We start from the raw sequence: 25,617 nt of genomic DNA, 5'->3' as shown, positions 1-25,617 counted from the left end.
TCGCTCAAGGAGTTTCCCTGTGACCCCCTCAACCACCTTATCGGCAGACGCCGTCCCCGACCGCTTGCCCATCGGCGCCTTGCTCGCCCTGGCCATGACCGGCTTTATCTGCATCGTCACCGAAACCCTGCCGGCGGGCCTGTTGCCGCTGATCAGCGACGGCCTGTCGATTTCAGCGTCCATGGCCGGGCAGATGGTCACCGCCTATGCGCTGGGCTCGGTGCTGGCGGTGATCCCGCTGACCATCGCTACTCGCGGCTGGCGTCGGCGCAATGTGCTGCTGCTGACCATCGTCGGTTTTCTGCTGTTCAATTCCATCACCGCGCTGTCCTCCCACTACGGGCTGACGCTGCTGGCGCGGTTCCTCGCCGGGATGGCGGCGGGGCTGGCCTGGAGTTTGTTGGCCGGGTATGCGCGGCGCATGGTGGCGCCGCATCAACAGGGCAAGGCCTTGGCGCTGGCGATGGTGGGAACTCCGATTGCGTTGTCACTCGGGGTGCCGCTGGGCACCTGGCTGGGCGGGCTGGTGGGCTGGCGCACGACGTTCGGCATCATGTCGGCGCTGACGTTGGTATTGATTGTGTGGGTATTGGTGAAGGTGCCGGACTACCCCGGCCAGTCGGCCCATCAGCGCATGCCCCTGCGCAAGGTACTGACCACGCCGGGCGTGCGGCCGGTGCTGGCGGTGGTGATTGCCTGGATGCTCGCCCACAACATTCTCTACACCTACATCGCCCCGTTTGTGGCCCCGGCGGGGTTGGTGGACCGGGTGGACCTGGTGCTGTTGGTGTTTGGTGTGGCGGCACTGGTCGGGATTTGGATGACCTCCAGATTGGTGGATGCAGCGCTGCGCAACACGGTGCTGGTGAGCCTGGCGGCCTTTGCGGCGACGTGCCTGGCGTTCGGTTTTCTGGCGCAGGTGCAGGGCGTGATTTACCTCGGCGTGGCGGTGTGGGGCTTGAGTTTCGGCGGCGCTGCGACGTTGCTGCAAACCGCATTGGCGGACGCGGCAGGCGATGGAGCAGACGTGGCACTGTCGCTGAACGTGGTGGCCTGGAACAGTGCGATTGCGGGAAGTGGTGTGGTCGGCGGAGTGTTGCTCGATACCTGGGGCGTGGCTTCTTTCCCATGGGCGATGTTGGCGCTGCTGGCGGTGGGCTTCGCGATTGTGTGGTGTGCGCGATTCCATGGCTTCAAGCCGGGGCACAGGGCACACGGCAAGCCTGCAGTTGGCGGGCACTGATATTTCCAGAGTCTGTGGAAAAACCGCTGCTAACATCAGACAAATCTTAAAATAACCCGCCACTCGGCCGATATCCCTGGGCATAGGCTTTATCACCCAGGGAGTATCGGCATGCGCATCACGAGAATGTCTGCAATCCATGTTGGCCTGTTGTTCAGCCTGTCCGGTGCCTGCATGGCCGCGAGTCCGGCGGGGCAGGGTGTCATCTCGTTTCACGGCAGCATCGTCGAAGCGTCATGCACACCGCTCGCCGTGGCTAACGGGATGAAGCTCAACCATTGCCCGACGTCCGCACGCGGCAGCGCCATCAGCGTGCGCAGCGTGGCACCGGTGGGCTCGGTCACGGCCCTCGATCACAGCGCCGTGAACGTGAAGCTGGTCGCCGACAGCGGCCGGGGAGACCGCTATTACCAGCAGCAATACGCGTTGGTGGATGGCCAAGGGAAGCCCGTGACCTCGGGGCAGTATCTGATTACGCTGACCTCGCCTTGAGGAAAGAAAGCCAGCTTATTCAGGTGCCTTGACGAGCATGTACTGGCTGAAATTATTGATGTGATCATCCAGATTATCCTCAAGCATCATCCGGTACTGATCACAGAAATACTTCAGCATCGCCTCACGCGCCTGGGCCATTTCTTCGCCGGATTTAAAGCTGCGTGCGCTGACCCAGGCATTGAAGCGTGTGGTGCCAAACATCATCGAGGCGCTGACTTTGCCCAGGTCGGCGAACGCCCTGAACTGTTCATTGGACAGCTCGATGTGCGCGTCCGCGCGATCGTAGAAGCCGTTGTCGGTGGTGTCTGGCATTGCGGTTACCTTCCTGTTCGTGAGTGCGGCGAAGGTACCGCCGCGCTCCATGGGAAGGCAACCACGTTGGCCGCTTCAGGCCTTATTTATTGCGCGTCACCCGCCACACCGTGTTGGCCAGGTCATCCGCAATGATCAGTGCACCCTTTGGATCGACAGTCACACCCACTGGCCGGCCGCGAGTCTTGCCGTCGGTTCCACGAAAGCCCGTGGCGAAGTCCAGCGGTTCACCCGCAGGCCGGCCATTGCTGAACGGCACGAAGATCACCTTGTAGCCCACCGGATTATCCCGGTTCCAGCTGCCGTGCTCGCCGACGAATACGCCGTCTGCATACTGCTCGCCCATGGCCGGGATGGAGAAGTCGACGCCCAGTGCCGCGACGTGGGAGCCGAGGCTGTAATCCGGTTTGATCGCGGCGGCGACCTTGGCTGGGTTCTGCGGTTGGGCGCGGGTGTCGACGTTCTGGCCCCAGTAGCTGTACGGCCAGCCGTAAAACTCGCCTTCGCGCACCGAGGTCAGGTAATCCGGCACCAGGTCCGGGCCCAGTTCATCCCGCTCGTTGACCACCGCCCACACCTGCCCGGAGCCCGGTTGAATGGTCAATGCCGTCGGGTTGCGCAAGCCAGTGGCGTAAGGCTTGTGGGCGCCGGTGGCGGCGTCGATCTGCCAGACCATCGCCCGGTCAATCTCGACCTCCATGCCGCGTTCGGTGATGTTGCTGTTGGACCCAATGCCCACATACAGCGAGCGGCCGTCGGGGCTGATCGCCAGGGATTTGGTCCAGTGGTGATTGATCGCGGCGGGCAGGTCGGTGACGGTGGTGGGCGGGCCGCTGGCTTTGGTCTGGCCGTCTTCATAGTCGAAACGCACCAGCGCATCCTGATTGGCCACGTACAGCTTGCCGTTGGCAAAGGCCAGGCCGTAGGGCGCGTTGAGGTTTTCGGCGAACACGGTTTTCAACTCGTAGGTGCCGTCACCGTCGGCATCGCGCAGCAGGGTCAGGCGGTTGCCGCCCTTGACCTTGGTGTTGCCCTCGGCCTTGATCACGCTGGCGATCACGTCCTTGGGCTTGAGTTTCGCGGCACTGCCGCCGCGGCCTTCGGCGACGAGGATGTCGCCGTTGGGCAGCACCAGGGTCTGGCGCGGGATTCGCAGGTCGGTGGCGATGGCCGTGATGCTGAAACCCTCGGGCACCGTGGGTTTCTGCTCGCCCCAGGCGACCGGTTCAGCAATCTTCATGCTGGGCAACAGGCCGCGCTGGGGTTCCGGCAGCTTGGGGTCGGGGCCGCGGGCTTGAGTGCTGTCGGCTTCGCCACCGCAGGCACTCAACAACAGCGCCATGCTTAACAGGGTCAACGCGCTGGAATGCTTCATTGGTCACCTCCCGAACGCAGGTTGGTCAGCCCGACCCACGTGGTCACGCAGGCCAGCAGGGTCACGATCGCGGACAGCACCAGGCCCGACGGCATCACCGCCCAGGCATCCTTCGCATGTTCAAAGGCATTGACCAACCCCAGCCCCCAGGTGATCAGCAATAGCAGGAAGTACAGGGTAGGGCGCCCGGCCTTGCGGTCGGCCCGCAACAGGTTGACCAGCGCAAACAGCCACGCCAGTCCGCAGAACACCAGGCCACCGGCGATCAGCCAGGCGGCGAAGTTGCTCCATTGGATCTGGTAGGTCTGGTAGTAGGCAATGTCACTCAGCAGGGCGCCGAGAAACAGCGGGACAGTACCGGCAAGCAAGGTCGCGTGAAGCGGGCCTGGCGTGCTGCGTCGGGTGAGGGCGGGGGTGACGGTCACGGGCGGCTCCTTATCGTTGAGCGGCCCTGATGCGGTTCATCAGGGCCGCGCTGACTGCGCTTAAGGAGGGAGCCTGTGGCTTGCGCGTTAGTTCACCGTCTATTCGTTTCTAAATATGTTGCGTCAGTTGATGCGCGGATGCTGCTGCACCAGGTTTTCGCGCTTGGCTTCCAGCTCGGCGATTTGCGCGTCGATGTCTTCGATCTTCTGCTCGATATTGTCTTCATGCTCCTGCAGCAGTTCTTTGGCTTCCTCGAGATCCGAAGCCGCCGGTGCCGCGCCGCGCAGGGGTTTGTTGGCGGTTTCCTTCATGGTCAGGGCGGTGAAAAGCCCCAGCACGGCGAACACCATCAGGTAGTAGGCGGGCATGTACAGGTTGTTGGTGGTCTCCACCAGCCAGGCCATGGCGGTCGGCGTCAGGCCGGCCACCAGGATCGAGATATTAAAAGCGCTGGCCAATGCGCTGTAGCGGATGTGCGTGGGGAACATCGCCGGCAGGGTGGACGCCATCACGCCGATAAAGAAGTTGAGCACCACCGCAATGATCAGCAGCCCCGAGAAAATCAGCCCGAGCTTGCCGCTGTTGATCAGCATGAACGCCGGAATGGCGAGGAAGAACAGCGCAATGCTGCCGAAAAGAATGAAGGGTTTGCGCCCGATCTTGTCGCTGACAAAGCCAATCATCGGCTGCACGAACAACATGCCGACCATGATCGCGATGATGATCAGCACGCCATGGTTTTCGCTGTAGTGCAGGTTGTGCGACAGGTAGCTCGGCATGTAGGTGAGCAGCATGTAGTACGTGACGTTGGTCACCACTACCACGCCGACACAGGTCATCAGGCTGCGCCAGTGTTTGGTGGCGACTTCCTTGAACGACACTTTCGGGCCGCCCGCCAAGCCTTCGCGATCGCCTTGTTCGAGTTGTTCCACATGCTGTTGGAAGGCCGGTGTTTCTTCCAGGGCATGGCGCAAGTAGAGCCCGATCATGCCCAGCGGCAATGCGAGGAAGAACGGCAAACGCCAGCCCCAGGACTGGAACGCCTCTTCACCGATCACTGCAGAAATCAGCACCACCACGCCCGCGCCGAGGACGAAGCCGGCGATGGAACCGAAGTCCAGCCAACTGCCGAGGAAGCCGCGCTTGCGGTCCGGGGCGTATTCGGCGACGAAGATCGAGGCGCCGGTGTATTCGCCGCCCACCGAGAAGCCCTGGGCCATCTTGGCCAGCAGCAACAGGATCGGCGCCCAGATGCCGATCGAGTCATACGAGGGGATCAGCCCGATGGCGAAAGTGCTCAGGGACATGATCACGATGGTCGCCGCGAGGACCTTTTGCCGGCCGTATTTGTCCCCCAGTCGGCCGAAGAACAGGCCGCCCAACGGACGGATCAGGAAGGGCACCGAGAAGGTCGCCAGGGCGGCGATCATCTGTACGCTGGGGGACGCCTCGGGGAAGAACACCTTGCCCAGCACATAGGCGACAAAGCCATACACCCCGAAGTCGAACCATTCCATGGCATTGCCCAGCGCAGCGGCGGTGATCGCCTTGCGCATCTTGGCGTCGTCGACGATGGTGATGTCATCCAATCCAATCGGATTGACGGTTTTCTTGCGTGATTTCATGGGAATACTCAGCCGCGGGTCCATTTCGATGCCACTGTTTTGGTGGCATGCGCTTAATGGGTCAGATACATGCGGACACTGAATAATTCACCACTGGCCGGTTTTTTTTGTTATCGGCCCGGCAAGGATCAACTGATCCGGTCGCCACCCAGGGAATCACGCTGCATCGATTGCAGGTTTTTCTCGATGGTCTCGCACAGGGCTTCCATCTGGATCTGGTGCTCGCTGTCCCGGAACGGGCTTTGCAAATCGGTGCCGATGCGTTCGATGGCCAGCAACATAAAGCCCACCACCGTGGAGGCCAGCGGGGTGAACCAGCCCAGGGATTCCACCAGGCCCACCGGCACGATCAGGCAGAACAGCGAAATAAACAGCCGCGGGAAATACACGTAAGGGTAGGGCAGCGGCGTATTCGCGATACGTTCCATGCCGCCCTGGCTATTGGACAAGTCCACCAGGGTCGACTCCAGCCGCGCCAGGCGAATGCTGTCCAAGCGCCCGGCCTTGTATTCCTGGGCCAGCAGGGCCGCGGAACCGTTGAGGATGTCGTTGGCAAAATTATTGGTGGTGGTGCTGCGGGTGAACTCTGCGGCCGGCAGAAACGCCCGAATCTCATCCGGGCACGGCTGGCCTCGCAGGTGCGCCGCGAGGCAGTTCACATAGGCCACGTGACGGCGCAGCAAGGTCGCTTTTATCGGGTTGATCTCGTGGCCCGGGTCATCCAGCAACGTCAGGACCTGCCGGGCGAAGCTGCGGGAATTGTTGACCATCGCCCCCCACAGCGTGCGCGCTTCCCACCAGCGGTTGTAGGCGCTGCTGTTGCGGAAACTGATCAGCACCACCAGCGCCGAGCCGAGCAGCGTGAGGGGCATCAGCGGCAGGTTGATCTTGCTGTTGAGGAACAGCATGAAGTCCACGGTGACGGCGATATCCCAGAGCAGCAGCCAGAACAGCGCCCAGCCCACATAGCCCATGGTCTTGATGATCAGGCGGTATTTTTTGACGATGGCAGCTTTCAAACGGAAACCTCGTGGCGAGCGGTAAGCATCAGTGCCCTAGCTCGGACGGTGTTTTCCGGGTAAAGGTTCGCGTCTTCAGGTCTGGAGTGTCAGGACGAAGCGCTTTTCGGCAGGAGCCTGGTCGTCCGGTGCAGGCTGTTCAGCCACGAATCCGCAGCGCTGCAGCACTTTTTGTGAGCCCACGTTTTCCGGGAATACATACGCCACCAGTTGCGTCAGCGCCCAACGTGCCTGTGCCTGCTGGATAAGATGCTTGAGTGCCTGAGTGGCCAGCCCTTGCCCGCATGCTTGCTCACCCACGCGATAACCGACTTCGGCAGAACCCTTCGGTGAGTCGATGCTTTTCAGATTGGCGCGGCCGACGATTTCGCCGCTGGCGTCCTCGATCACAAACGGGTGCCAGGCGCCCAGGGCGAAGTCGGCCAGGTAGGCCTGGATGTGCTCGGCCACACCCTGCACGGAATAGAACGAAGGCTCGCGTGCATCAATATGCGACTCGAACCACTCACGGTTGCGGGATTCGAAGGCCAGCAAGGCTTCAGTGTCCGTACTGCTCAGCTCGCGAACCTTAAATGACGTCATCGATCACCTCTTCCTGGCAATTTGTGCGGTGAGCAAGCATACCCCATCAGTTATCCTGAGCAGACGAGCCCATTCGTGGCAAAAAGGAACGGCAGTTGAACGAACACACATTGTCCATGCGCCTGGAGCGGGTGGCAGCCCATGTACCCGCCGGTGCGCGCCTGGCGGATATCGGCTCCGACCACGGCTACCTGCCGGTGGCGTTGATGCGTCGCGGCGCCATCGCGGCGGCGGTGGCGGGCGAGGTGGCGTTGACGCCGTTTCGTGCGGCCGAGCGTACGGTGCGCGAGAACGAACTGGAGCCCTATATCAGCGTGCGCCTGGCCAGTGGCCTGGCGGCGATCGAGCCGGGAGACGGGATCACCGCGATCAGTATCTGCGGCATGGGCGGCGAGACCATCCGCGACATCCTCGACAGCGACAAGGCGCGCCTCAACGGCCAGGAGCGCCTGGTCCTGCAACCCAACGGCGGTGAGCAACCCTTGCGGCAATGGTTGATGGAAAACGGTTACTCCATCGTCTGCGAGGAACTGCTGCGGGAGAATCGCTTCTTCTACGAGATCATCGTGGCCGAGCGCGCCGAGCCTGTGAGCTACACCGCCGAACAACTGTACTTCGGCCCGCTGCAAATGCAGGCCCGCAGCCCGGAGTTCCTGCTCAAGTGGCAGCGCATCCTGCGCCACAAACACCAGACCCTGAACGACTTTGCCCAGGCGCGGCAGGCGGTACCCGAGGACAAGGTGCAAGAGGTCGCGCAACAAGCCCGGTGGATTACCGAGCTGCTGGCGTGAGGGTCAGCCCGCGAGGGTGTTCAGCTCGGCCAGCACATCATCCGAAAGCTCCAGTTCGCCCACCGCGAGGTTTTCACGCAAATGGGTGACCGAGGATGTCCCGGGAATCAGCAGGACGTTGGGCGAACGACGCAGCAACCACGCCAGCGCCAATTGCATCGGTGTGACGCCAAGCCGCTGCGCAACGTTCGACAACACCGCTGACTGCACCGGCGAGAATCCGCCCAGCGGGAAGTACGGCACATAGGCAATGCCTTCCAGGGCCAACTCGTCGATCAGCGCGTTATCGTGTTGATGGGCGATGTTGTAGAGGTTCTGGACACACACGAAACGCACGAGTTTTCGCGCTTCGGCCACCTGGGTGGGCGTGACGTTGCTGATGCCGATATGGCGTATCAGCCCCTGTTGTTGCAGCTCGGCGATGGCGCTCAGGGGTTCTTCGATCGAGCCTTCGGCAGTGCCCATCACGCCGTGCATGGCCCGCACATTGACCACGTCCAGCACGTCCAGGCCCAGGTTGCGCAGGTTGTCATGCACGGCCTGCGTCAGTTCGGCCTTCGACGACGCATTGAACCAGCCGCCATCGGCGCCACGACAGGCGCCCACCTTGGTGACGATCGTGAGGTCGTCTTTATACGGGTGCAGCGCCTCGCGGATAATCTGATTGGTGATGTGCGGTCCGTAGAAGTCGCTGGTGTCGATATGGTTCACGCCGCAGGCGACGGCCTCGCGCAACACGGCGAGCGCTGCATCACGGTCTTTTGGCGGGCCAAATACCCCGGGGCCAGCCAATTGCATGGCGCCGTAACCGACGCGGTTGACGGTGCGATCACCGAGAGTGAAGGTGCTGCGGTTTCCTGGGTGGGTCATGGCGGTGGCTCTTGCTTGACGGGAGGAAGCCTATAATATGAAGGATCCTTCAGGTTTAGAATTCGCATTCCATGAGCACTCCAAAAGCCTCCCTAAAGCCAAGAAAATCAGCGGTCCAGGCGCGCTCGGCGGCGACGGTCGAGGCGCTGCACACGGCGACCCTTCAGGTTCTGACGGCTCAGGGACTGGTCCGCTGCACCACGACCCGCGTGGCCGAGCGTGCGGGCATGTCGGTGGGCAGTCTCTATCAGTACTATCCGAACCGCGATGCACTCCTGGCGGCAGTCCTGGAAAAGCATCTGGTGCACGTGGCCGAGACTGTTGAGCAGGCCTGCGATCAACATCAGGGCACCACGGTGGCGGAAATGGCGTCGGGGTTTGTCACGGCTTTTCTGGCGGTGAAGCTCATGGACCCGACGGCGTCCAAAGCCCTCTATGCCATTGCGGCCGAGCGGGGCGGTGCGGAGCTTGTGGCGCGGATCAACAAGCGGATGGTGGGCGCCGTGGCGGCGATGTTGGGGACGGCATCGGATGCCCGTTTTGACGACCCGTTTTTAACCGCGGCCATCTCGATCAGTGCCGTGGTGGGCCCGGTGCGGACGCTGCTTGAAGGCAATGCAACGCCGGCCTATGAAGCCGGCCTGGAACAGCAGGTGATCCGGCTGCTGCGGGCTTATCTTCAAACCTATCAGTCACTTACGTAAACCGTGTTCCGGGTATTTTGCAGCGCTGCTTCGCACTAAAGTCACATCTATGGGTCCATAAGCCCCGCAATCGAACTTTGAAGATTTAACCCATGCACCTTCGCAAAATTGCAGTTGGGCTGTCGGCCCTTGTTTTGCTTTCCACCGGGGCGCAAGCCCGTGGCCTGCTGGACCTCATCACGCCGCATCAGCAACACACCTCCCGCTCGGGCTCCATCAGTCAGGGCGCAGCCCTGGACCTCTATTCAAATCAACAGAAAAAGCCGTCGTTCGACAGTTGCGCCGACCTGTTCCCGGCCGCGCAACCGATCAACACCGCCACGGTGCCGGCCACCATGAAACCCCTGGCGCTGTGTTCCGATAATTTCGCGGTGCTGTACTCGCAAACCAGCAAGACCCCGCTGGTGGTGGTCGAGCGCCTGAATGCCGGCCAGTTGCAGGACGCCAAAGGCGAGGAGCGCACCAACCAGTTTTACCCGGACCCGCGCATTCCCAAGGGCGCGCGCGCCGAGTTGAGTGACTACCGTGGCCAACACCCGGCGGTGGACCGTGGCCATCAATCGCCGGCCGCCGATGCGCCGAGCACCAACGCCATGGCCCAATCCTTCGCGCTGTCGAACATGGTGCCGCAAGACCCCACCAACAACCGCAAGATCTGGAGCAAGGTCGAGGCGGACGTGCGCAAGTTCGCCAAGCGCGCCGACGGCAATGTGTTTGTGTTCACCGGCCCGCTGTTTGACCCGGGCTACAGCACCATCGGCGACAACAAGGTCTGGGTGCCGACCCGCCTGTTCAAGCTGGTGTACGACGTATCGTCCAGGCGCGCCTGGGCCTACGTGCTGCCCAACGCTGAAACCCGCATCGAGAAGCCGATGGACTACGCGACGTTTGTGAAGACCACCGGGCTCAAGCTGCTGGGGAATCTGCCGGTGACGGGGTCTGTCGGGCGTACTTGACGGCCTGAAACCGGGTGCGTCACTTGCCCTTTTTCAACGTCTTCAACCGCAGCATTGCTCGCTGCACAGCGGCCATCTTCTCTGGCCGCTTCATCCTTTTCCATTTGCGAATATCGTCCTTGGTGCGTCCACAACTCACGCACAGTTCACCACTGAGCTGGCAGGTTGAGACGCACGGATTCTCGATATCTTTAGCCAAGGCTTTACCCCTTTACGGCATACAGTTTGAGCAGGCGCAGGCGCCAATCGCCGCCATGCTGCAGGTGGCATTCTTCCTCGGAGTCGAAGCGCACGTAGCGGTCCGAAGAAGGGCGATCCACCCCGGCATCCTCCAGCGCCGTGGCCGTCAGCTCGCGCATGCGCCGGTCCAGCCCGCTTGAAAGGGCCAGCTCCCGGTTCGCCCGTGTATCGAACACCCAGATGACGACCAGGCTTCGGGCAAAGGCCAGGTAGTCGACTTCGTGGGTCAGCCAGTCGAAGCCGGTGATTTCGGCCTTGGCGATTTCACAGGCCTCGGTCAGGGCCGCGACCAGGCGACGTTCAATCCGGGCGCTGTCGCGTGTGTTTGAAGGCATGGTGATTCCTGGATGGGTGATGGCTGCGATGATACCCGAGAGATCAACGGTGGGAGCTGTCGAGCTTCAGCGAGGCTGCGAAGGCGGACTGGCAGGCGACATCTTTATCGACTGACAGGGCCTCTTCGCAGCCTCGCTGGGGCTCGACAGCTCCCACACTGGATTGGGTTTGCCTGTCAGATTTTCTTTGGCCGATCCAGCTTGCGCGTCATGGTATAGACCGCCACCCCGGCGGCCAGGATGCCCGAGGCCGCGCCGACGGCCAGCGCCCAACGCGGGCCAAGATGGTCGGCCACCCACCCCACAATCGGTGCACCAATCGGTGTGCCGCCAAGAGCCACGCCTACCCGCAGGGCGATCACCCGGCCGCGCATGGCGGGTTCGGTGGTGAGTTGCATCAGGCTGTTGGTGGTGTTGCTGAAGGTCAGGGCGCCCACGCCGATGATCACCAGGGCCCCGGCGAACAGCCAATAGTTCGGGGCAATCGCCGCCAACGTGCAACCCACCCCGAACACCAGCGCGCCGTACAGCAGCGACTTGAAGTGCGGCCGCTCGCGACCGGCGGCGAGCAGCGCCCCGGCGATGGTGCCGATGGCCAGGGTCGACGTCAGCAAGCCATAGCCCCGGGCATCGGCGTGGAACACGGTGACGGCCATGGTCGAGATGAAAATCGGGAAGTTCATGCCGAAGGTGCCGATCAAAAACAGCATGATCAGGATCGCCATCAGGTCCGGTCGGGCCCACACATAGCGCAAGCCTTCGGTCAGGCTGCCCTTGGTGCGCAGTGCCCGCAGGCGGGTGTGCAGGCCGGAAACCCGCAGCAGAAACAGCGAGGCCAGCACCGCGAAAAAGCTCGCGCCATTGAGCAGGAACGCCCAGCCGGTGCCCACCGACGCGATGGTCACCCCGGCCACGGCCGGGCCAATCATGCGGGCCATGTTGAACGAGGTGGAATTGAGCGCGATGGCGTTGGACAGGTCCGCTTCGCCCACCAGGTCTGCCACGAAAATCTGCCGCACGGGGGCGTCGAACGCCGAGGCGCAACCCGACAAAAACGCGAACGCATACACGTGCCACAGCTGCACGATACCGGTCAGGGTAAACACCCCCAGCATCAGCGCCAGCACGCCCATCACGCCCTGGGTGACGATCAGCAGCTTGCGCTTGTCGTAGTGGTCGGCGGCGAAGCCGGTCCAGGGCAGCAACAGCAATTGCGGCCCGAACTGCAACGCCATGACGATGCCGACGGCCGAGGCGTTATGCGGCGTGAGCTGGGTCAGCACCAGCCAGTCCTGGGCCGTGCGTTGCATCCAGGTGCCGATATTCGACACCAGGGCACCGGCGGCCCAGATACGGTAATTGACGCTGCGCAGCGAGCGGAAAATGCCCATCGAACTCACACCGGCCTTGAGGGATTACCACCGTTGAAGCGCCCGAAATGCTGCGCCAGGAACACACTCAGCACCAAGGCCCCGAGCCCGAGGGCGAGCACATCCGCCGTGTTGTCGAGCGCGAAATCGCCGACCCGGCAGACCAGCACATAGCCGATCACCAGGTTGAGAAACCCCCAGAGCACATTCAGCGTCGAGGAAGACCGCCCTTGGCCGCGCGGCTTGGCAAATGGCGTCTGGAATGACTGGCCCATCAAGCCACTGACGCAATGCGGCACCGCGTTGGCGAGCAACACACCGCCGAAGAAGTAAGACACCAGTTCATGCCACTGCATCGTCACGCACCCCTTGTTTCAAGCAAGCCGATGATGTGTTGCGCCGTACCGGTTTCGCCCAGCTTCGGAAAGATCTGGTTCAGGCTGTAGTGGTGGGCTTCGGCGTTCGCATCGGTCATGGCGTCGATGGCCAGGGTTACGTTGAAACCCGCTTCATAGGCCTGGCGGGCGGTGGACTCGACGCCGGTGCCGGTGGCCACCCCGGTGATCACCACTTGGGTCACGCCGAGCGCCTTCAACCGCGCCTCAAGATCGGTGCTGGCGAAGGCGCCCCAGGTGCGTTTGGTCACCACAAGGTCGCCGGGTTGCTGACCGAGTTCAGGCAGCAGGTCGGCCCATCCCGGTGGAAATACATCGCTGCGCCGTGGCCGCTCGGTGCGCCCGGGTGCAAAGCCTGTGACGTTGACCAGCACCACCGGCAAGCCACGTTCACGGAAGGCATCGAGCAGTGCACGGGAGCGTTCGACCACACCGCCGATGGGGTGGATGAACGGGTATTCGGCGATGCCTTTTTGCAAGTCCACGATGATCAGCGCGGTGTTGGGATCCAGCGAGGTGACGGCCATGGAATGTCCTCAAACGGGAAGGGGTGGCTCAAAAATCGGCGAGGCGCTCCAGCAGCTTTACGGCCGCCGCGAGTTCGGCTTGTTCGTCGGCAGACAGTTGCTCCTGCAGCGCCCGCAACAGCCAATCGTCCTTGGCGGCCCGGCTGGCGATCAGGTGTTTGCGAAAGCCGGGTGTCAGCTCGATCAGGGTTTGGCGCCCATCGCTGGGGTCGGGTTTGCCCGTGACGGCTTTCATCGTTTCAAGCCCGGCCACGGTGATGCGCATGGACTGCGGGCGCACGCTCTCGGCCCGGGCCAGGGCCGAGACGGTGCTGGGCCCGTCACGGTCCAGGCGCAGCAGCACCGACTTTTGGGCGGAGGTGAAATCATTCGGATGGGTTTGTTCCCGCAGCCGGCGGATCAGCTTGCCCAGGGAGATGCGCAGTTCGGCGGCCAGGGCGGCGGATTGGGTTTCTGGGGTGTTGGAGGATCTGTTCATGCCCGGACACTAGCATGCGTGCAGAAAAACTGTACAGTTTAGCTGTATGAAATTTTTGTCAGAAAACCCTGTATCAACCGTCCTTGACTGACCCTAATTTTGCCTTGCGGTACTCATCGGGTGTCTCGCCCGTGAGCTTGCGGAACATGCTGATAAAGGCCGAGGAACTGCTGTAGCCCAGGTCAAGTGCGAGGGTCTCGACGGTAACGCCACTTCGCAACAGGCTCAGCGAGTGCATCACCTTGAGCCGTTGTTTCCAGTGGTTCAGCGACATCCCCAGGTCACGCTGGCAGCGCCGCAGCAGCGTGCGCTCGGTGGCGTTGACCAGGCGCGCCCAGTCGGCCAGGGAGCGGGCGTCTGCCGGGTTCTGTTCCAGAGCTTCAAGGATGGGCGACAGCACCGGGTCATTGGAGCCGGGCAAGTAGGAGCCGACGCGGGAGGTTTGCTTCAGCTTGTCCGGCAGCACGTAGAGCAGGCGGCTGTCTTCCTCGGTTTGCACCGGCGCGGGCGGTGAGGCCCGCAGGTCGTCGAGCAAGGCGCGGATCAGCGGGGTGATCGTCAAGGCACACGCGGTGTCCGGCAAGTGTTCACACAACGGCTGCGCGATATACAGCGAAGAGTGATAAGCCTCCTGGCGATTGAGCGCCAGGTGCTCGGCCTCGGGCGGCAGCCATAGGCCAAACAGCGGCGGCACGATGAAGTGCTCGTCGGCGAGCTTGATCTCCATCACACCACTGAACGAATACACAAACTCGCCCCAGGGATGGCGGTGCCACGGGTAGGTCGTCAAGGCCTGCATCTGCGCGGCACGAAAGTACAGGGGCGCCGGCAGTTCATCGGTGAACGGCGCAACGACCCGGTGGGCAAATGGCTTGTTCATCAGGATCACACCGCTGCGGCCAGTCGAATGGCTATTGTGCGCTATCGCTTGTCGTTTTGGCGCTATATCCAGCCGTTCCGCAGATCGCAGACTCCGCCCATACAAACGTGAGTGGGAGAGTGTCGTGGAGAAGCGTCAGCCGATTGATGGGCCCGCTGCGGTCACCATGACGGTGATGTGCGCCATCTGGGGCCTTCAGCAGGTGGCGATCAAGGTCGCCGCGCCGGATATTGCGCCGATCTTCCAGATCGCCCTGCGCTCCGGCATTGCCGCGGCGCTGGTGGGCCTGATCCTGATCCTGCGCCGGAACAAGATGACCTTGAACCTCGACACCTGGCGCGGCGGGCTGTTGGTGGGAGCGCTGTTTGCCCTGGAATACGTGGCCGTCGGCGAGGGGCTGCGTTATACGTCCGCCGCGCACATGGTGATTTTCCTGTACACGGCGCCGATCTTTGCGGCCATCGGGTTGCACGTTCGGTTCCCCAGTGAGCGGCTGACGGCGGTGCAGTGGGGCGGCATATTGCTGGCGTTTGTGGGCGTGATCGTCGCGTTTTTCGCCCCGGGTGAAAGCCATGCCTCGATGGCCGATCAACGCCTGGGCGATGCGCTGGGCTTGCTGGGCGCGGCGGCGTGGGGCGCCACCACGGTCACCATTCGCTGCTCGCGACTGGCCGAAGCCCCGGCGCCACTGACGTTGTTTTATCAACTGGCCGGGGCGTTTGTAATCCTGGCTGCATTGGCGTGGGCCACCGGGCAAACCCGGGTGCATTTCTCGGCCATTACGTTGGCCAGCCTGGCGTTCCAGACCGTGGTGTTCTCGTTCCTGAGCCTGCTGGTGTGGTTCTGGATGCTGGGCCGTTACCTGGGGTCGCGGTTGGGTGTGCTGTCGTTCATGACGCCTTTGTTTGGCGTGGTGTTCGGTGTGTGGTTGCTCGACGAGACTTTGCAGTCATCGTTCATTGTGGGCTCGGTGTTGGTGCTGGTGGGAATTGTGGTGGTGAGTGGGCATGATCTGTTAAGACTGCGCATGGCCAGGCTCGTCAAGGACTGATACGTTCACGGGGCCGGACATTCCTGCCCCTACTTTCTCCTGCACAGGCGCTCTACCGTGATACCAAACACTGAAGAAGAACGCCGCCAACTCAAGGCGGCCTGCACTGTCGAGATCAGCGGGTTTGCCGAGCCCACGCCGGCCCAGTGGTTCCAGGAAATGGCGGACTGGGCCCAGGCCAACAACGTGTCCCATGATCATTATGGGGGCGGTGCGTTGATTGAAAGCTTTGAGGCCAAGGTGGCCGAACTGCTGGGCAAGCCTGCTGCGGTGTTCATGCCGAGTGGGGTGATGGCGCAATTGATTGCAGTCAACATCTGGAGTGAGCGAGGCAGGCTGCCGCGCTTCGGGATCCATGCGTCCTCTCATTTGCAGCTCCACGAAGAGCAGGCATTCCAGGCCTTGCTGCACTTGCACGGGGTGATGGTGGGGCACCGCTTGCGACCGATCCTGGCCGACGACCTGGCAGCGATTGCCGAGCCACTGAGCTGCCTGGTGGTGGAGTTGCCCGCCCGCGAGATCGGTGGGCAGCTGCCTGAATGGGATGAGTTGGAAGCCTTGAAAGCCACCGCTGCCGCCTCGGGTACGCCGCTGCACATGGACGGTGCCCGCCTGTGGGAAACCCGGGCCTACTACCAGCGCTCCTACGCGGAAATTGCCGAGGGTTTCTCCTCCGTCTACGTCTCGGCCTACAAAGGCCTCGGCGGAATCGCCGGCTCGCTGCTGGTTGGCGATACCGACTTTATCCAACAGGCACGCCTGTGGCGCCAACGGCTGGGGGGCACCTTGATCAAGCAGAGCCCCATGGTGGTCTCGGCGGCCATGCGCTTCGATCACCGCCTGGGGATGCTCGAGGCCTGCTATCAGCGAACCCTGAGGCTGGCGAGCTGCCTGCAGGCAATTCCCGGTATTCGTCTTCTGCCGCGTACGCCGCAGGTGAACATGCTCCACGTGTATTTCGACGCAGACCGGGCGGCACTGCTCAACGCTCGCGATGAGATTGCCCGAGAGCACGGCTATTGGCTGTTCACCCACCTGGAACCCACCGAGGTGCCGGGGTGGTGCAAGACCGAGTGTTATGTGGGTGACCGCTTATTGGGCGTGGAGGATGAGCGGGTTCTGCAACTGTTCACAGACTTGATGCGGCAGGCGACTCAAGATCGCTGACACCACGCCGGCGCGGGGCTGTCCGTCGCCGGCGGGCGGTTGCGCTAAGGGCGCTTAAGCATGTTGATACCGGTACTCCTGAGTCACCCCTGCATACCCATAGGCACTGGCCCGGCAGTCGATGATGTGCACATTGGAGTGCGGGTGCAGGTTGCCGATCAATTCGGCCAGCAGTGTGTAGGCCTCGCGATGGAAGCGCGCTTTTTGCGCTTTGGTGTTGGTCTCGTCGGTGACGGTCACTTCCAGGCGGAAGGCGTTGCGCCCATGTTCGACCAGCGAACGGTCATGAATGAACCACTGTTCATGGGGCACAAAATCGAGAATCAGCAAGGTCTGCTCCGGACGCTTCTCCAGCACTTCACAGGTCAGCGCAGTGAGCTGCGGGACGAGTTGGCGAACCAGCTCGGGATTGCGTTCTCCGGAGATTTTCAGGGTGATGCCTGGCATGGGGAATTCCTCGTAAGGGTAGGGTGAGGTGCCAGCGTAAGAAAATTATGCTGATCTGAAAAACGGGAAGATATAATGGTATCTATCGGAAAAAACGCAGGATAGATATGCGCCCCTTTGACCTTGAGCAACTGCGCTCCTTCGTTACCATCCTGGAGTCCGGCAGTCTTTCGGCGGCCGCGCCCAGGCTGAATCGTTCACAGTCGGCCCTCAGTGAGCAGCTTCGAAAGCTGGAAACCTTTACCGGTGTGATGCTGCTGGAGCGCGGCAAAAAAGGCGTGAGCCCGACACCTGCCGGCGAGCGGTTGCTGGCACATGCGCGTGGGTTGCTCGCACAGAGTGATTGTGTGCTTGAGGACATGCGCGGGGTGACCTTGAGCGGGGAACTGCGCCTGGCCATCACCGACTATTTTTTGCCGAGCGCCATCGCCGGCATGCTGAAGGGGTTGCGCACCCGCTATCCGCAGCTTCGTTTGCATGTCTCGGTGCGCAAAAGCCTGCAAATCGAAAAGGGCGCCAACAGCGGCGAATTTGATATTGGCCTGTCGATGCGGATCCTCGACGGGCGCAGCCTTCCCGAAGGCATTCCGGTGCGACGGGAGGCCCTGCGGTGGGTGGCACTCAGTGGGTTCGAGGCCCAGCACGAGCACTTGGCGCCGCTACCGTTGGTGGTGCTTCCTCAGGATTGCAGTTTGCAGCGGTTCACCATCGACCTGCTGGAGGCGCGTGGCGTGCCGTATGTGATTGCGCATTCAGCGTCGGGTGTCGGCGGCTTGCAATCGGCGCTGCTGGCGGGGCTGGGGGTGGCGTGCCTGAACAGCTCGGCCGTGCCTGCCGGGGCCGAAGCCTGCCGGTCGATTCAAACGCTTCCGGCGCTGCCCGATGTCGAGTTCAGTCTGTTACCGCCGCGCCCTGGTGAAGCGCCGCTGGTCAGCGCGGTTCGAGAGATGTTGGTCACGCACTTTTCCTAGCGGCTCAAGACCCGCCGGCTGGCTCCCGGCGGCTGCCCGGTGACGCGCTTGAACGCCCGGCTGAACGCCGCTTGGGAGTTATAGCCGAGGCGCTGCGCCACGGTTTCGATTGGCAACCGCTCCAGCGTCAGCCACTGGCTGGCCAGGCGCATTCGAAGTTCGGTGGCGTAGCGCAGCGGTGGCAGGCCGAGGGTGCTTTGAAAGTGCTGGGCGAACACCGAGCGGGAGGTGTGACATTGCGCCGCCAGTTCCTCCACCGTCCAATCGCGCCCCGGCTGTTGATGCAACGCCAACAGGGCCTTGGCCAGGCGCGGGTCGCGTAACGCGGCCACCAGCCCGGACGCATTCCCGCACGCGCATTCAACCCAGCCTCGAACCACCATGGCCGCCACCACGTCTGCCAGGCGCGCAAGGATGCCGGCGAAGCCGATGCGGGCGCTGCTGACTTCGCGCTCCATGGCCGCCAGGATCGGCATCAGCCCCGGATAACGCTGGCCCTTGGCGTCGATCAGCATGAGGTCCGGCATCAGGCGGCCAAGGCCCTGCAAACTCCCCAGCTCAAACTCCATGCAGCCGCTGAAGAGCAGGGTGCTTTGATCCTCGCCCCCATCGAGCCGGGCATCCACCGCACACACCGCATCACCGAGGGACGCTGCGTCGAAGCTGTCGATGGCTTGCACCGGCACCTCCGGGCTGGACAGCAACTGGTGGGCGCCCCCGTGGGAGATGAACACCGCAGTGCCTGGTGTCAGCTCGTACGGGGTGCCGTCCTCGGTACGCAGGGTGACGCAGCCGGCGGCGATAAGGTGGAAGTAGGCGTGCCCGGGTTTGGCCGGGAAACCCAGGCCAAACGCCGGCCCGGCCTGGATACGCCGGTACTCGACACCCCGCAGGCGCATGCCGCGCAGCAGCTCGTTGATGAGGTCAGAGGACACGTCGAACGGTTCTGGAGGCATCATTTCCGGGGTTTCGGTAAAAGATTCAAGATTTTGCATCATAGATCATCCTGCTCTTCGTACCTAGACTTCCGGTCGCGATAACTTTTAGAGGATGTCTGGTGATGAGCAATAGTGTGTGTGAGGCAGTATCCGGTGTGGAGGCCGCCCCTGCGGCACCCGCCTGGATGGCGGTTTTTTCGTTGGCGATGGGCGTGTTCGGATTGCTCACGGCGGAGTACCTGCCGGCCAGTTTGCTGACGCCGATGGCGGCCGAACTCGGCGTCTCGGAAGCGTTGGCCGGGCAGGCGGTGACGGTCACGGCGGTGGTGGCGTTGTTCGCCGGGTTGCTGGTGCCGGGCCTGACCCGCGGCGTCGATCGGCGTGTGGTGCTGCTGGCCTTCAGCGCGCTGATGATCTGTTCCAACCTGCTGGTGGCGGTCTCGTCGAGCCTGACGGTGCTGCTGCTGATGCGGGTGTTGTTGGGCGTCGCACTCGGTGGCTTCTGGAGCATGGCGGCGGCGGTGGCGATGCGGCTGGTCCCGGCGGCGCTGCTACCGCGTGCGTTGTCGATCATCTTCAGCGGTATCGCGGTGGGCACGGTCGTGGCCGTACCGCTGGGCAGCTTTTTGGGCGGTCTTTATGGATGGCGCAGCGCGTTCCTGGCCGCTGCTGCCGTGGGGGGCGTGACCCTGGTTTTCCAGCTGTTCACATTGCCGTCCCTTGCACCCCGCAGGACCGCACGCTTGAGGACAGTGCTCGACGTACTGCTGCGCCCGGGCATCGCCGTGGGCATGCTGGGGTGCGTGTTGGTGCACACCGGGCACTTCGCGTTGTTCACCTATATCCGGCCCTTCCTGGAAAGCACCACCGGTGTCGACGCCGAAGAGCTGGCGCTGATGTTGCTGGGCTTCGGTGTGGCGAACTTTGCCGGCACGCTGCTGGCCGGATGGCTACTGGTGCGTCTGCCCCGCGGCACGCTGGTGCTGATGCCGGCGCTGGTCGGCGTGGCGGCACTCGCCCTGGCACTGTTGCCGGCGACCGTGACGGGCCAGGTGGGGTTGTTGATGCTCTGGGGCCTGGCGTTTGGCGGTGTACCGGTGGCCTGGTCGAACTGGGTGGCGCGGGCGGTGCCCGATCAGGCCGAAAGCGCCGGCGGCATGGTGGTGGCCTCGGTGCAGTCGGCGATTGCCGCCGGGGCGGCGGCGGGCGGCGCGATGTTCAGCTTCAGTGGGATTGACGGGGTGTTTGTTGCGGCGGGGGTGTTGATGCTGCTGGCGGCGCTGTTGATTGCGTTGAAGGTGAAGGTTGATGCGCCTGGGCAAGGCGCAGAGGCGGGAGCAGCGTTTCATCTTTGAAAAAATACCTGGGGGAAAGGGGCGTATGGACAGGGTCGAGGTAGACCGATCCGTTCGCCCCTTTCCATCAATCAACCCTCGGGGCGGGCAGCACCATTGGTGGGGTCTCCTTCAGCAAGCATCTGACCAAGGCGTTCACGTTGTTCAGCACTGGGCAGCACACCCGTCGTTGTCGCCTCCAGTACCGTGATGCCTTCTGCGTTGACTATCCGCACTTCGGCCTTTGCATGCCCTTGCTCATCGATGCCTGCGATGAGCCAGTGGCAGGTGATCAGGTCGCCCGCGTACACGGGGCGCTTGAACTCGAAACTCATGCCTGTCGCCAGCCAACCCATTTGCCCACCCACTTCGGTGACGAGACTGGCTGTCAGCAGGCCATGGGCTATGGGCCTCTTGAACCCGCGCAACGCAGCGTACGGGGTGTCGCAATGCACCGGGTTGTAGTCGCGGGAAATCTGCGCAAACTGACGAATGTCATCTTCTGAAAAACAACGCATGACCGTGAACTGGTCTCCAACCTGCAGACCTTCGGCGGCACGTTCTCTTGGGCTTGTCATACAGGCTCCTTGAAAGGTGAGGGCGGGAAGCTAAAACGTATGCTCGGGGCCTGGAAACGCTCCTGTACTCACCTCGAGTGCAAAGTCCTTTGCCGCATTGTGCAGTACCGAACGCAGGTCAGCGTATTGCTTGACGAACCGCGGCAGTCGATCAGTGCGGAGTCCGGCCATGTCCTGCCAGACCAGCACTTGTGCATCGCACTGGTTGCCAGCGCCAATCCCGACGGTTGGAATCGAAACCGCCTCGGTGATCGCTCGACCCACATCACCGGGCACCATCTCAATCAAAATGGCGAATGCACCGGCGGCTTCAAAGGCCTTGGCAACGTCTATCAGGCGCTGTGCATCTTCGTCACGACCCTGCACACGATAGCCGCCCAGTTGATGCTCCTGCTGTGGCGTAAAACCGATGTGCGCCATGACAGGTATGCCTGAACGGGTGAGCATCTCGACCTGAGGCAGCACCTCGGTCCCGCCTTCCAGTTTCACCGCGTGTGCACCGGCCTCTTTCATGAAACGAGCAGCCGTATGAAAACACTGCTCCGCCGACGCCTGGTAAGAGCCGAAGGGCAGATCGGCAATGACCAGTGCCTGCCGGGTCGAACGGCTGACCGCGCGAACCAGAGGGATAAGTTCGTCAACGGTGACGGCCAACGTGGATTCGTTGCCGTACACATTGTTGGAGGCGGAGTCACCCACCAGCAGCACCGGTATTCCGGCCTCTTCAAAAATAATGGCGCTGTACATGTCATACGCAGTGAGCATCGCCCATTTCTGGCCCTCTCTCTTCATCTGTTTCAGATGGGGAATCCGGACTCGGGTCTGTCGGGCGAGCGGTGCGCTGCCGTACGGCGAAGGTTGGTTGTTCATGGTGTCTGTCTCGCTGATGGAAAGTTAGTTCAGCACTTGTTTGGTAAGCAACGTCACTGCGATAAGGAGCATGGCTGTCCCGGAGAACCGGCTGACCCAGTGCGCTGCGGCGGGGCGTGTGCGCAGTACGACGTGTGAGCCAAACCCAACCAACAGATAAACAACGCCACAACTGAGGGTGTGTACGAGCCCCAGCACGATCATCTGCATCGGCACGGGCCAGGGCGCCGTGGCATCGGCAAATTGAGGCAGGAGCGCCAGGAACAGCAGGAAGACTTTCGGGTTCAGGCCACTGATGCAAAGCCCCTTGAGCATCCAGCGCGTCCATGAGCCGGACGCTTGAACGTCATCCGCCCGGGGCGCGGCGGGGCGAAGGAGCATATTGAGGCCCAACCAAAACAAGTAACCCGCACCGGCCACCGTCAGCACTGACAGGGCCACCGGGTGGCTGGCGACCAGCGTGCCAACACCTGCGGCAACCACCAGCGTGGCGATCAAATGACCGGACAGCAGGCCCGCCACGGCGGGTACGACGACTCGATGTTTCAGCCCCGCAGAAATCGCATAGGCCCAATCCGCACCGGGCGTAATGACGAACAGAATCGACATCGCCCAGAAGGCTGCAAAGGTACTGAAACTCATGCCGTCCCCCGCGCCCATTCGTGACTCACCGCTTTATTCATCATCCTGCCTGTCCTTTCAAAAGCCGTCCCTCGGGTTTTTTAATGTGGGGCACGGTGGTTAATGACGGGAGGAAGATTAGTGAAATATGGTTAGAATTAGCTCTCAAATCATGCTGTTATTGTGTCTTGTAAGAGGAGAAAACTCTGATTGGACAAAATAGACCGGAAGATTCTTGCTGAACTGCAACGGGATGGGCGACTTTCCGTCACGGAATTGGCCGAGCGCGTAGGGTTGAGTCTCTCTCCTTGCCATCGGCGGGTGCGGGCACTGGAAGAGTCTGGTGTGTTGCTCGGCTATCGGGCGCAGCTTGATCCCGTTGCGTTGGGCCTGAACTTTTCCGCCATGGTGTTTGCCACGCTCCGAGACGGCAACCGGCAAGCAGTCGAGGCGTTCGAGACGGCACTCATGGATATCCCGCAGGTGGTCGATGCCCAGAGGCTGTTCGGGGAGCCGGACTACCTGCTGCACGTGATTGCCCAGGACTTGCCCGCCTTCCAAAGACTTTACGACGAGAGACTTTCCACACTGCCCAATGTGCAACGGTTGACCTCCACCCTGGTGATGAAGCGGGTCATTCAAGACCGGGCGCTACCGTTGTAACTGGCGCACTACGTGCTCTTTACTTCAGCGGCCGCGCAGCGGTTATGCACACAGTCGGTGACAGCACTATTCCATCATGAAGAGGGCTAAAGAGTTGGTGAAATCAATTCATTATCACTCAGTCAATGGCTCAGCCTAAAATACCTCTTAATTATAGATAATATGAAGACTGCCGGGTGCAAGCCAGAAAAGTGCTAGATAACTTCAGGTTTGCCCCGGAAAACAGGGTGTCAGATTATAATGAATAAAGAGTTTGTATTTACGATCAAGAGCATTTGTTTTGACGAGAATTATCATCCCTCGGAAAATACGCGCATCACCACCAACTTTGCTAATCTGGCGAGAGGGAAGAACCGTCAGGAGAACTTGCGCAACACGTTGAGAATGATCGACAACCGTTTCAATGCGTTGGCCCACTGGGATAATCCCAAGGGGGATCGTTATACCGTCGAACTTGAAATCATCTCTGTTGAAATGGACATTGACGCTGAAGGCGGCAGTCATGCCATTCCGTTGATTGAAATATTGAAAACGAATATCGTTGATCGAAAAACCAATCAGCGATTTGAAGGCATTGTAGGGAATAACTTCTCCTCCTACGTGAGGGACTATGATTTCAGCGTGGTGTTGTTGGGGCATAACAAGGATCAGCCAACGTTCAGTACGCCAGATGATTTTGGAGACTTGCATGGCAAGCTGTTCAAGTGCTTCGTGAACTCAAGTGCTTACAGGGATAACTTTAAAAAGTCGCCGGTTATCTGCCTGAGCGTTTCCAATACCAAGACTTATCACCGGACTGAAAACCAGCACCCGGTGTTGGGTATTGAGTACGAGCAGGATGAATACTCGTTGACGGATGAGTACTTCAAGAAAATGGGGCTGAAGGTCCGCTATTTCATGCCTTCAAACAGTGTTGCGCCCTTGGCTTTTTATTTTTCCGGTGACTTGTTCAGTGATTACACCACTCTTGAGCTTATCAGCACCATCAGCACGATGGACACTTTCCAGAAGATTTACCGGCCCGAGATTTATAACGCGAATTCCGCCGCAGGAAAGTCCTATCAGCCGAGTTTGAAGCACCAGGATTATTCATTAACGCTCATTGTTTATGATCGAGAGGAACGTAGCCGGCTGGCGATTGAGCAGGGGAAATTTGTTGAGGAAAACTTCATCAAACCCTACCGGGCCACGCTTGAACAGTGGTCCGCCAACTGCGCCTTTTAAATTATTAACAATATAAGGTCATCCATTATGAAAAAGCTATTGCCCACTTCAACGGCCGGCAGCATGCCAAAACCCTCCTGGCTTGCACAGCCCGAGACACTGTGGTCGCCTTGGAAGTTGCAAGGCGAGGAATTAGTCGAGGGCAAGCAAGATGCCCTGCGTTTGGCGCTGCAAGAACAACAGCACGCCGGCATTGATATCGTCAGTGATGGTGAACAAACCCGCCAACACTTTGTGACTACGTTTATTGAGCACCTCAGCGGCGTTGATTTCGAGAAGCGTGAGACCGTAAGAATTCGTGATCGCTACGACGCGAGCGTGCCGACGGTGGTGGGTGCGGTTACTCGGCAAAAGCCGGTGTTTGTTGAAGATGCCAGGTTTCTCCGTCAGCAAACCGATCAACCCATTAAATGGGCGCTGCCTGGCCCTATGACCATGATCGATACGCTGTATGACAACCATTATAAGAGTCGCGAAAAACTGGCCTGGGAATTCGCCAAAATTCTCAATGAAGAAGCCCGGGAGCTGGAGGCTGCCGGCGTTGATATTATTCAGTTTGATGAGCCCGCCTTTAACGTTTTCTTTGATGAAGTGAATGAGTGGGGCGTTGCCACCCTGGAGAGGGCCATTGAAGGCCTTAAATGCGAAACGGCCGTGCATATTTGTTATGGCTATGGCATCAAGGCCAACACGGACTGGAAGAAGACGCTGGGCTCGGAGTGGCGTCAATATGAAGAGGCGTTTCCTAAGCTGCAGAAATCCAGCATCGATATCATTTCGCTGGAATGCCACAACTCCCATGTTCCAATGGACCTCATTGAGCTCATCCGGGGTAAAAAAGTCATGGTGGGGGCCATTGATGTGGCATCCGATACCATTGAAACCCCGGAAGAAGTCGCCAACACGCTACGCAAAGCCCTTCAGTTTGTGGACGCCGACAAGCTCTATCCTTGCACCAACTGTGGCATGGCTCCTTTGTCTCGTGGTGTCGCAAGAGGCAAGCTCAATGCGTTAAGCGCAGGCGCCGAAATCGTTCGAAGAGAACTCTTGAACCTGCGCTGAAATACAGGCGGAAGGGGCGCGGTAGTTTGAAAAAATACCGCGCTGCTTCAGGCCCTTTTTGGAACCCG

Annotated in this window: 31 protein-coding genes; 12 read left to right on the top strand and 19 right to left on the bottom strand. The window is 61.1% G+C overall.

Annotation, left to right across the window (positions count from 1 at the left end):
• Positions 1–19 precede the first annotated feature (19 nt).
• Both MUM_RS0126280 and MUM_RS0126275 read left to right on the top strand, forming a co-directional pair.
• A complete protein-coding gene (locus MUM_RS0126280; protein WP_010175911.1) occupies positions 20–1,243 on the top strand; it encodes an MFS transporter in 1,224 nt (407 codons plus the stop codon).
• Between the two features lie 111 nt (positions 1,244–1,354).
• The gene (locus tag MUM_RS0126275) at positions 1,355–1,735 is read left to right on the top strand and encodes a hypothetical protein (RefSeq protein ID WP_010175909.1); all 381 of its coding nucleotides are present in this window, start codon (positions 1,355–1,357) and stop codon (positions 1,733–1,735) included.
• Positions 1,736–1,750: 15 nt separating this feature from the next.
• On the opposite strand, the gene MUM_RS0126270 is transcribed toward MUM_RS0126275, so the two are convergent.
• From MUM_RS0126270 to MUM_RS0126245, 6 genes are all read right to left on the bottom strand, one after another.
• On the bottom strand, positions 1,751–2,050 hold the full coding sequence (locus MUM_RS0126270) for a DUF3144 domain-containing protein (protein WP_010175907.1): 300 nt from the start codon (positions 2,048–2,050) through the stop codon (positions 1,751–1,753).
• Between the two features lie 82 nt (positions 2,051–2,132).
• The gene (locus tag MUM_RS0126265; protein WP_010175905.1) at positions 2,133–3,425 is read right to left on the bottom strand and encodes a PQQ-dependent sugar dehydrogenase; all 1,293 of its coding nucleotides are present in this window, start codon (positions 3,423–3,425) and stop codon (positions 2,133–2,135) included.
• Complete coding sequence (locus MUM_RS0126260; protein WP_010175903.1) at positions 3,422–3,850, bottom strand: DUF2231 domain-containing protein; 429 nt, start codon at positions 3,848–3,850, stop codon at positions 3,422–3,424. The genes MUM_RS0126265 and MUM_RS0126260 overlap by 4 nt, the downstream gene beginning before the upstream one ends.
• 123 nt (positions 3,851–3,973) lie before the next feature.
• Positions 3,974–5,476, bottom strand: coding sequence for a glycine betaine/L-proline transporter ProP (proP, locus tag MUM_RS0126255; protein ID WP_010175902.1), 1,503 nt, complete (start codon positions 5,474–5,476; stop codon positions 3,974–3,976).
• 128 nt (positions 5,477–5,604) lie between these two features.
• Positions 5,605–6,495 (bottom strand): bestrophin family protein, encoded by an 891-nt coding sequence (locus MUM_RS0126250; RefSeq protein WP_010175899.1) that lies wholly within the window; start codon positions 6,493–6,495, stop codon positions 5,605–5,607.
• Between the two features lie 75 nt (positions 6,496–6,570).
• Entirely contained in the window at positions 6,571–7,077 is a 507-nt protein-coding gene (locus MUM_RS0126245) for a GNAT family N-acetyltransferase (RefSeq protein WP_010175898.1), read from the bottom strand.
• 95 nt (positions 7,078–7,172) lie between these two features.
• Between MUM_RS0126245 and MUM_RS0126240 the strand changes: the two genes are divergently transcribed.
• Positions 7,173–7,868 carry a tRNA (adenine(22)-N(1))-methyltransferase gene (locus MUM_RS0126240; protein ID WP_010175896.1) on the top strand — a complete coding sequence of 232 codons (696 nt, stop codon included), beginning with the start codon at positions 7,173–7,175 and terminating at the stop codon, positions 7,866–7,868.
• A gap of 3 nt (positions 7,869–7,871) precedes the next feature.
• On the opposite strand, the gene MUM_RS0126235 is transcribed toward MUM_RS0126240, so the two are convergent.
• Positions 7,872–8,738, bottom strand: a complete 867-nt coding sequence (locus MUM_RS0126235) for an aldo/keto reductase family oxidoreductase (protein ID WP_010175894.1) — start codon at positions 8,736–8,738, stop codon at positions 7,872–7,874.
• A 71-nt stretch (positions 8,739–8,809) separates the two neighbouring features.
• On the opposite strand from MUM_RS0126235, the gene MUM_RS0126230 reads away from it, so the two are divergent.
• Together MUM_RS0126230 and MUM_RS0126225 are read left to right on the top strand one after the other, a co-directional pair.
• Positions 8,810–9,442, top strand: a complete 633-nt coding sequence (locus MUM_RS0126230) for a TetR/AcrR family transcriptional regulator (protein WP_032882222.1) — start codon at positions 8,810–8,812, stop codon at positions 9,440–9,442.
• Between the two features lie 92 nt (positions 9,443–9,534).
• A complete protein-coding gene (locus tag MUM_RS0126225; RefSeq protein ID WP_010175890.1) occupies positions 9,535–10,398 on the top strand; it encodes a DNA/RNA non-specific endonuclease in 864 nt (287 codons plus the stop codon).
• A gap of 19 nt (positions 10,399–10,417) precedes the next feature.
• On the opposite strand, the gene MUM_RS1000000133590 is transcribed toward MUM_RS0126225, so the two are convergent.
• From MUM_RS1000000133590 to MUM_RS0126195, 7 genes are all read right to left on the bottom strand, one after another.
• Positions 10,418–10,597, bottom strand: coding sequence for a DUF1289 domain-containing protein (locus MUM_RS1000000133590; protein ID WP_081480132.1), 180 nt, complete (start codon positions 10,595–10,597; stop codon positions 10,418–10,420).
• A gap of 4 nt (positions 10,598–10,601) precedes the next feature.
• Positions 10,602–10,973, bottom strand: coding sequence for a hypothetical protein (locus MUM_RS0126220; RefSeq protein WP_010175888.1), 372 nt, complete (start codon positions 10,971–10,973; stop codon positions 10,602–10,604).
• 176 nt (positions 10,974–11,149) lie between these two features.
• The gene (locus tag MUM_RS0126215; protein WP_010175886.1) at positions 11,150–12,364 is read right to left on the bottom strand and encodes an MFS transporter; all 1,215 of its coding nucleotides are present in this window, start codon (positions 12,362–12,364) and stop codon (positions 11,150–11,152) included.
• Between the two features lie 5 nt (positions 12,365–12,369).
• Positions 12,370–12,699, bottom strand: coding sequence for a hypothetical protein (locus MUM_RS0126210; RefSeq protein ID WP_010175884.1), 330 nt, complete (start codon positions 12,697–12,699; stop codon positions 12,370–12,372).
• 2 nt (positions 12,700–12,701) lie between these two features.
• Complete coding sequence (locus tag MUM_RS0126205) at positions 12,702–13,265, bottom strand: cysteine hydrolase family protein (protein ID WP_010175882.1); 564 nt, start codon at positions 13,263–13,265, stop codon at positions 12,702–12,704.
• A gap of 28 nt (positions 13,266–13,293) precedes the next feature.
• A complete protein-coding gene (locus tag MUM_RS0126200) occupies positions 13,294–13,743 on the bottom strand; it encodes a MarR family winged helix-turn-helix transcriptional regulator (RefSeq protein ID WP_010175881.1) in 450 nt (149 codons plus the stop codon).
• A 73-nt stretch (positions 13,744–13,816) separates the two neighbouring features.
• Positions 13,817–14,623, bottom strand: coding sequence for an AraC family transcriptional regulator (locus MUM_RS0126195; RefSeq protein WP_010175878.1), 807 nt, complete (start codon positions 14,621–14,623; stop codon positions 13,817–13,819).
• A 124-nt stretch (positions 14,624–14,747) separates the two neighbouring features.
• Between MUM_RS0126195 and MUM_RS0126190 the strand changes: the two genes are divergently transcribed.
• Both MUM_RS0126190 and MUM_RS0126185 read left to right on the top strand, forming a co-directional pair.
• Positions 14,748–15,674, top strand: a complete 927-nt coding sequence (locus MUM_RS0126190) for a DMT family transporter (protein WP_010175876.1) — start codon at positions 14,748–14,750, stop codon at positions 15,672–15,674.
• 57 nt (positions 15,675–15,731) lie between these two features.
• Positions 15,732–16,841, top strand: a complete 1,110-nt coding sequence (locus MUM_RS0126185) for a threonine aldolase family protein (protein ID WP_010175874.1) — start codon at positions 15,732–15,734, stop codon at positions 16,839–16,841.
• 54 nt (positions 16,842–16,895) lie between these two features.
• On the opposite strand, the gene MUM_RS0126180 is transcribed toward MUM_RS0126185, so the two are convergent.
• Entirely contained in the window at positions 16,896–17,288 is a 393-nt protein-coding gene (locus MUM_RS0126180) for a tautomerase family protein (RefSeq protein ID WP_010175872.1), read from the bottom strand.
• Positions 17,289–17,395: 107 nt separating this feature from the next.
• On the opposite strand from MUM_RS0126180, the gene MUM_RS0126175 reads away from it, so the two are divergent.
• Complete coding sequence (locus MUM_RS0126175) at positions 17,396–18,259, top strand: LysR family transcriptional regulator (protein ID WP_010175870.1); 864 nt, start codon at positions 17,396–17,398, stop codon at positions 18,257–18,259.
• Here MUM_RS0126175 and MUM_RS0126170 read toward each other — a convergent pair.
• Positions 18,256–19,254: an AraC family transcriptional regulator gene (locus MUM_RS0126170; RefSeq protein WP_010175868.1), complete on the bottom strand. Its 999-nt coding sequence runs from the start codon at positions 19,252–19,254 to the stop codon at positions 18,256–18,258. The genes MUM_RS0126175 and MUM_RS0126170 overlap by 4 nt on opposite strands.
• Positions 19,255–19,319: 65 nt before the next feature.
• Between MUM_RS0126170 and MUM_RS0126165 the strand changes: the two genes are divergently transcribed.
• Positions 19,320–20,552, top strand: a complete 1,233-nt coding sequence (locus MUM_RS0126165) for an MFS transporter (protein WP_010175866.1) — start codon at positions 19,320–19,322, stop codon at positions 20,550–20,552.
• A gap of 71 nt (positions 20,553–20,623) precedes the next feature.
• On the opposite strand, the gene MUM_RS0126160 is transcribed toward MUM_RS0126165, so the two are convergent.
• The 3 genes from MUM_RS0126160 to MUM_RS0126150 are packed head-to-tail and all read right to left on the bottom strand — an operon-like array spanning position 20,624 to position 22,621.
• Positions 20,624–21,109, bottom strand: coding sequence for a MaoC family dehydratase (locus MUM_RS0126160; RefSeq protein ID WP_010175864.1), 486 nt, complete (start codon positions 21,107–21,109; stop codon positions 20,624–20,626).
• A 30-nt stretch (positions 21,110–21,139) separates the two neighbouring features.
• On the bottom strand, positions 21,140–21,979 hold the full coding sequence (gene panB / locus MUM_RS0126155) for a 3-methyl-2-oxobutanoate hydroxymethyltransferase (RefSeq protein ID WP_029616108.1): 840 nt from the start codon (positions 21,977–21,979) through the stop codon (positions 21,140–21,142).
• Between the two features lie 24 nt (positions 21,980–22,003).
• Entirely contained in the window at positions 22,004–22,621 is a 618-nt protein-coding gene (locus tag MUM_RS0126150) for a LysE family translocator (protein ID WP_010175859.1), read from the bottom strand.
• Between the two features lie 189 nt (positions 22,622–22,810).
• Here MUM_RS0126150 and MUM_RS0126145 point away from each other — a divergent pair, with 189 nt between their 5' ends.
• From MUM_RS0126145 to MUM_RS0126135, 3 genes are all read left to right on the top strand, one after another.
• The gene (locus MUM_RS0126145) at positions 22,811–23,263 is read left to right on the top strand and encodes an Lrp/AsnC family transcriptional regulator (RefSeq protein ID WP_010175857.1); all 453 of its coding nucleotides are present in this window, start codon (positions 22,811–22,813) and stop codon (positions 23,261–23,263) included.
• Positions 23,264–23,503: 240 nt separating this feature from the next.
• Positions 23,504–24,487: a DUF1852 domain-containing protein gene (locus tag MUM_RS0126140; RefSeq protein WP_010175855.1), complete on the top strand. Its 984-nt coding sequence runs from the start codon at positions 23,504–23,506 to the stop codon at positions 24,485–24,487.
• 27 nt (positions 24,488–24,514) lie between these two features.
• Positions 24,515–25,549 carry a methionine synthase gene (locus tag MUM_RS0126135; protein WP_010175853.1) on the top strand — a complete coding sequence of 345 codons (1,035 nt, stop codon included), beginning with the start codon at positions 24,515–24,517 and terminating at the stop codon, positions 25,547–25,549.
• Positions 25,550–25,617: the final 68 nt, after the last annotated feature.

It is taken from the genome of Pseudomonas sp. PAMC 25886, assembly GCF_000242655.1.
Taxonomy (GTDB): domain Bacteria; phylum Pseudomonadota; class Gammaproteobacteria; order Pseudomonadales; family Pseudomonadaceae; genus Aquipseudomonas.
Note: the sequence above shows the minus strand (reverse complement) of the source record. Positions and strands in the feature narration are given on the sequence as shown.

Bases quoted from the DNA above. Each gene is read 5' to 3' on its own strand.
- MUM_RS0126275 (WP_010175909.1), top strand. From the start codon at position 1,355: ATGCGCATCACGAGAATGTCTGCAATCCATGTTGGCCTGTTGTTCAGC.
- MUM_RS0126270 (WP_010175907.1), bottom strand. From the start codon at position 2,050: ATGCCAGACACCACCGACAACGGCTTCTACGATCGCGCGGACGCGCAC.
- MUM_RS0126265 (WP_010175905.1), bottom strand. From the start codon at position 3,425: ATGAAGCATTCCAGCGCGTTGACCCTGTTAAGCATGGCGCTGTTGTTG.
- proP (WP_010175902.1), bottom strand. From the start codon at position 5,476: ATGAAATCACGCAAGAAAACCGTCAATCCGATTGGATTGGATGACATC.
- MUM_RS0126245 (WP_010175898.1), bottom strand. From the start codon at position 7,077: ATGACGTCATTTAAGGTTCGCGAGCTGAGCAGTACGGACACTGAAGCC.
- MUM_RS0126235 (WP_010175894.1), bottom strand. From the start codon at position 8,738: ATGACCCACCCAGGAAACCGCAGCACCTTCACTCTCGGTGATCGCACC.
- MUM_RS0126230 (WP_032882222.1), top strand. From the start codon at position 8,810: ATGAGCACTCCAAAAGCCTCCCTAAAGCCAAGAAAATCAGCGGTCCAG.
- MUM_RS0126225 (WP_010175890.1), top strand. From the start codon at position 9,535: ATGCACCTTCGCAAAATTGCAGTTGGGCTGTCGGCCCTTGTTTTGCTT.
- MUM_RS0126220 (WP_010175888.1), bottom strand. From the start codon at position 10,973: ATGCCTTCAAACACACGCGACAGCGCCCGGATTGAACGTCGCCTGGTC.
- MUM_RS0126215 (WP_010175886.1), bottom strand. From the start codon at position 12,364: ATGGGCATTTTCCGCTCGCTGCGCAGCGTCAATTACCGTATCTGGGCC.
- MUM_RS0126210 (WP_010175884.1), bottom strand. From the start codon at position 12,699: ATGCAGTGGCATGAACTGGTGTCTTACTTCTTCGGCGGTGTGTTGCTC.
- MUM_RS0126205 (WP_010175882.1), bottom strand. From the start codon at position 13,265: ATGGCCGTCACCTCGCTGGATCCCAACACCGCGCTGATCATCGTGGAC.
- MUM_RS0126200 (WP_010175881.1), bottom strand. From the start codon at position 13,743: ATGAACAGATCCTCCAACACCCCAGAAACCCAATCCGCCGCCCTGGCC.
- MUM_RS0126195 (WP_010175878.1), bottom strand. From the start codon at position 14,623: ATGAACAAGCCATTTGCCCACCGGGTCGTTGCGCCGTTCACCGATGAA.
- MUM_RS0126180 (WP_010175872.1), bottom strand. From the start codon at position 17,288: ATGCCAGGCATCACCCTGAAAATCTCCGGAGAACGCAATCCCGAGCTG.
- MUM_RS0126175 (WP_010175870.1), top strand. From the start codon at position 17,396: ATGCGCCCCTTTGACCTTGAGCAACTGCGCTCCTTCGTTACCATCCTG.
- MUM_RS0126170 (WP_010175868.1), bottom strand. From the start codon at position 19,254: ATGCAAAATCTTGAATCTTTTACCGAAACCCCGGAAATGATGCCTCCA.
- MUM_RS0126165 (WP_010175866.1), top strand. From the start codon at position 19,320: ATGAGCAATAGTGTGTGTGAGGCAGTATCCGGTGTGGAGGCCGCCCCT.
- MUM_RS0126160 (WP_010175864.1), bottom strand. From the start codon at position 21,109: ATGACAAGCCCAAGAGAACGTGCCGCCGAAGGTCTGCAGGTTGGAGAC.
- panB (WP_029616108.1), bottom strand. From the start codon at position 21,979: ATGAACAACCAACCTTCGCCGTACGGCAGCGCACCGCTCGCCCGACAG.
- MUM_RS0126150 (WP_010175859.1), bottom strand. From the start codon at position 22,621: ATGAGTTTCAGTACCTTTGCAGCCTTCTGGGCGATGTCGATTCTGTTC.
- MUM_RS0126140 (WP_010175855.1), top strand. From the start codon at position 23,504: ATGAATAAAGAGTTTGTATTTACGATCAAGAGCATTTGTTTTGACGAG.
- MUM_RS0126135 (WP_010175853.1), top strand. From the start codon at position 24,515: ATGAAAAAGCTATTGCCCACTTCAACGGCCGGCAGCATGCCAAAACCC.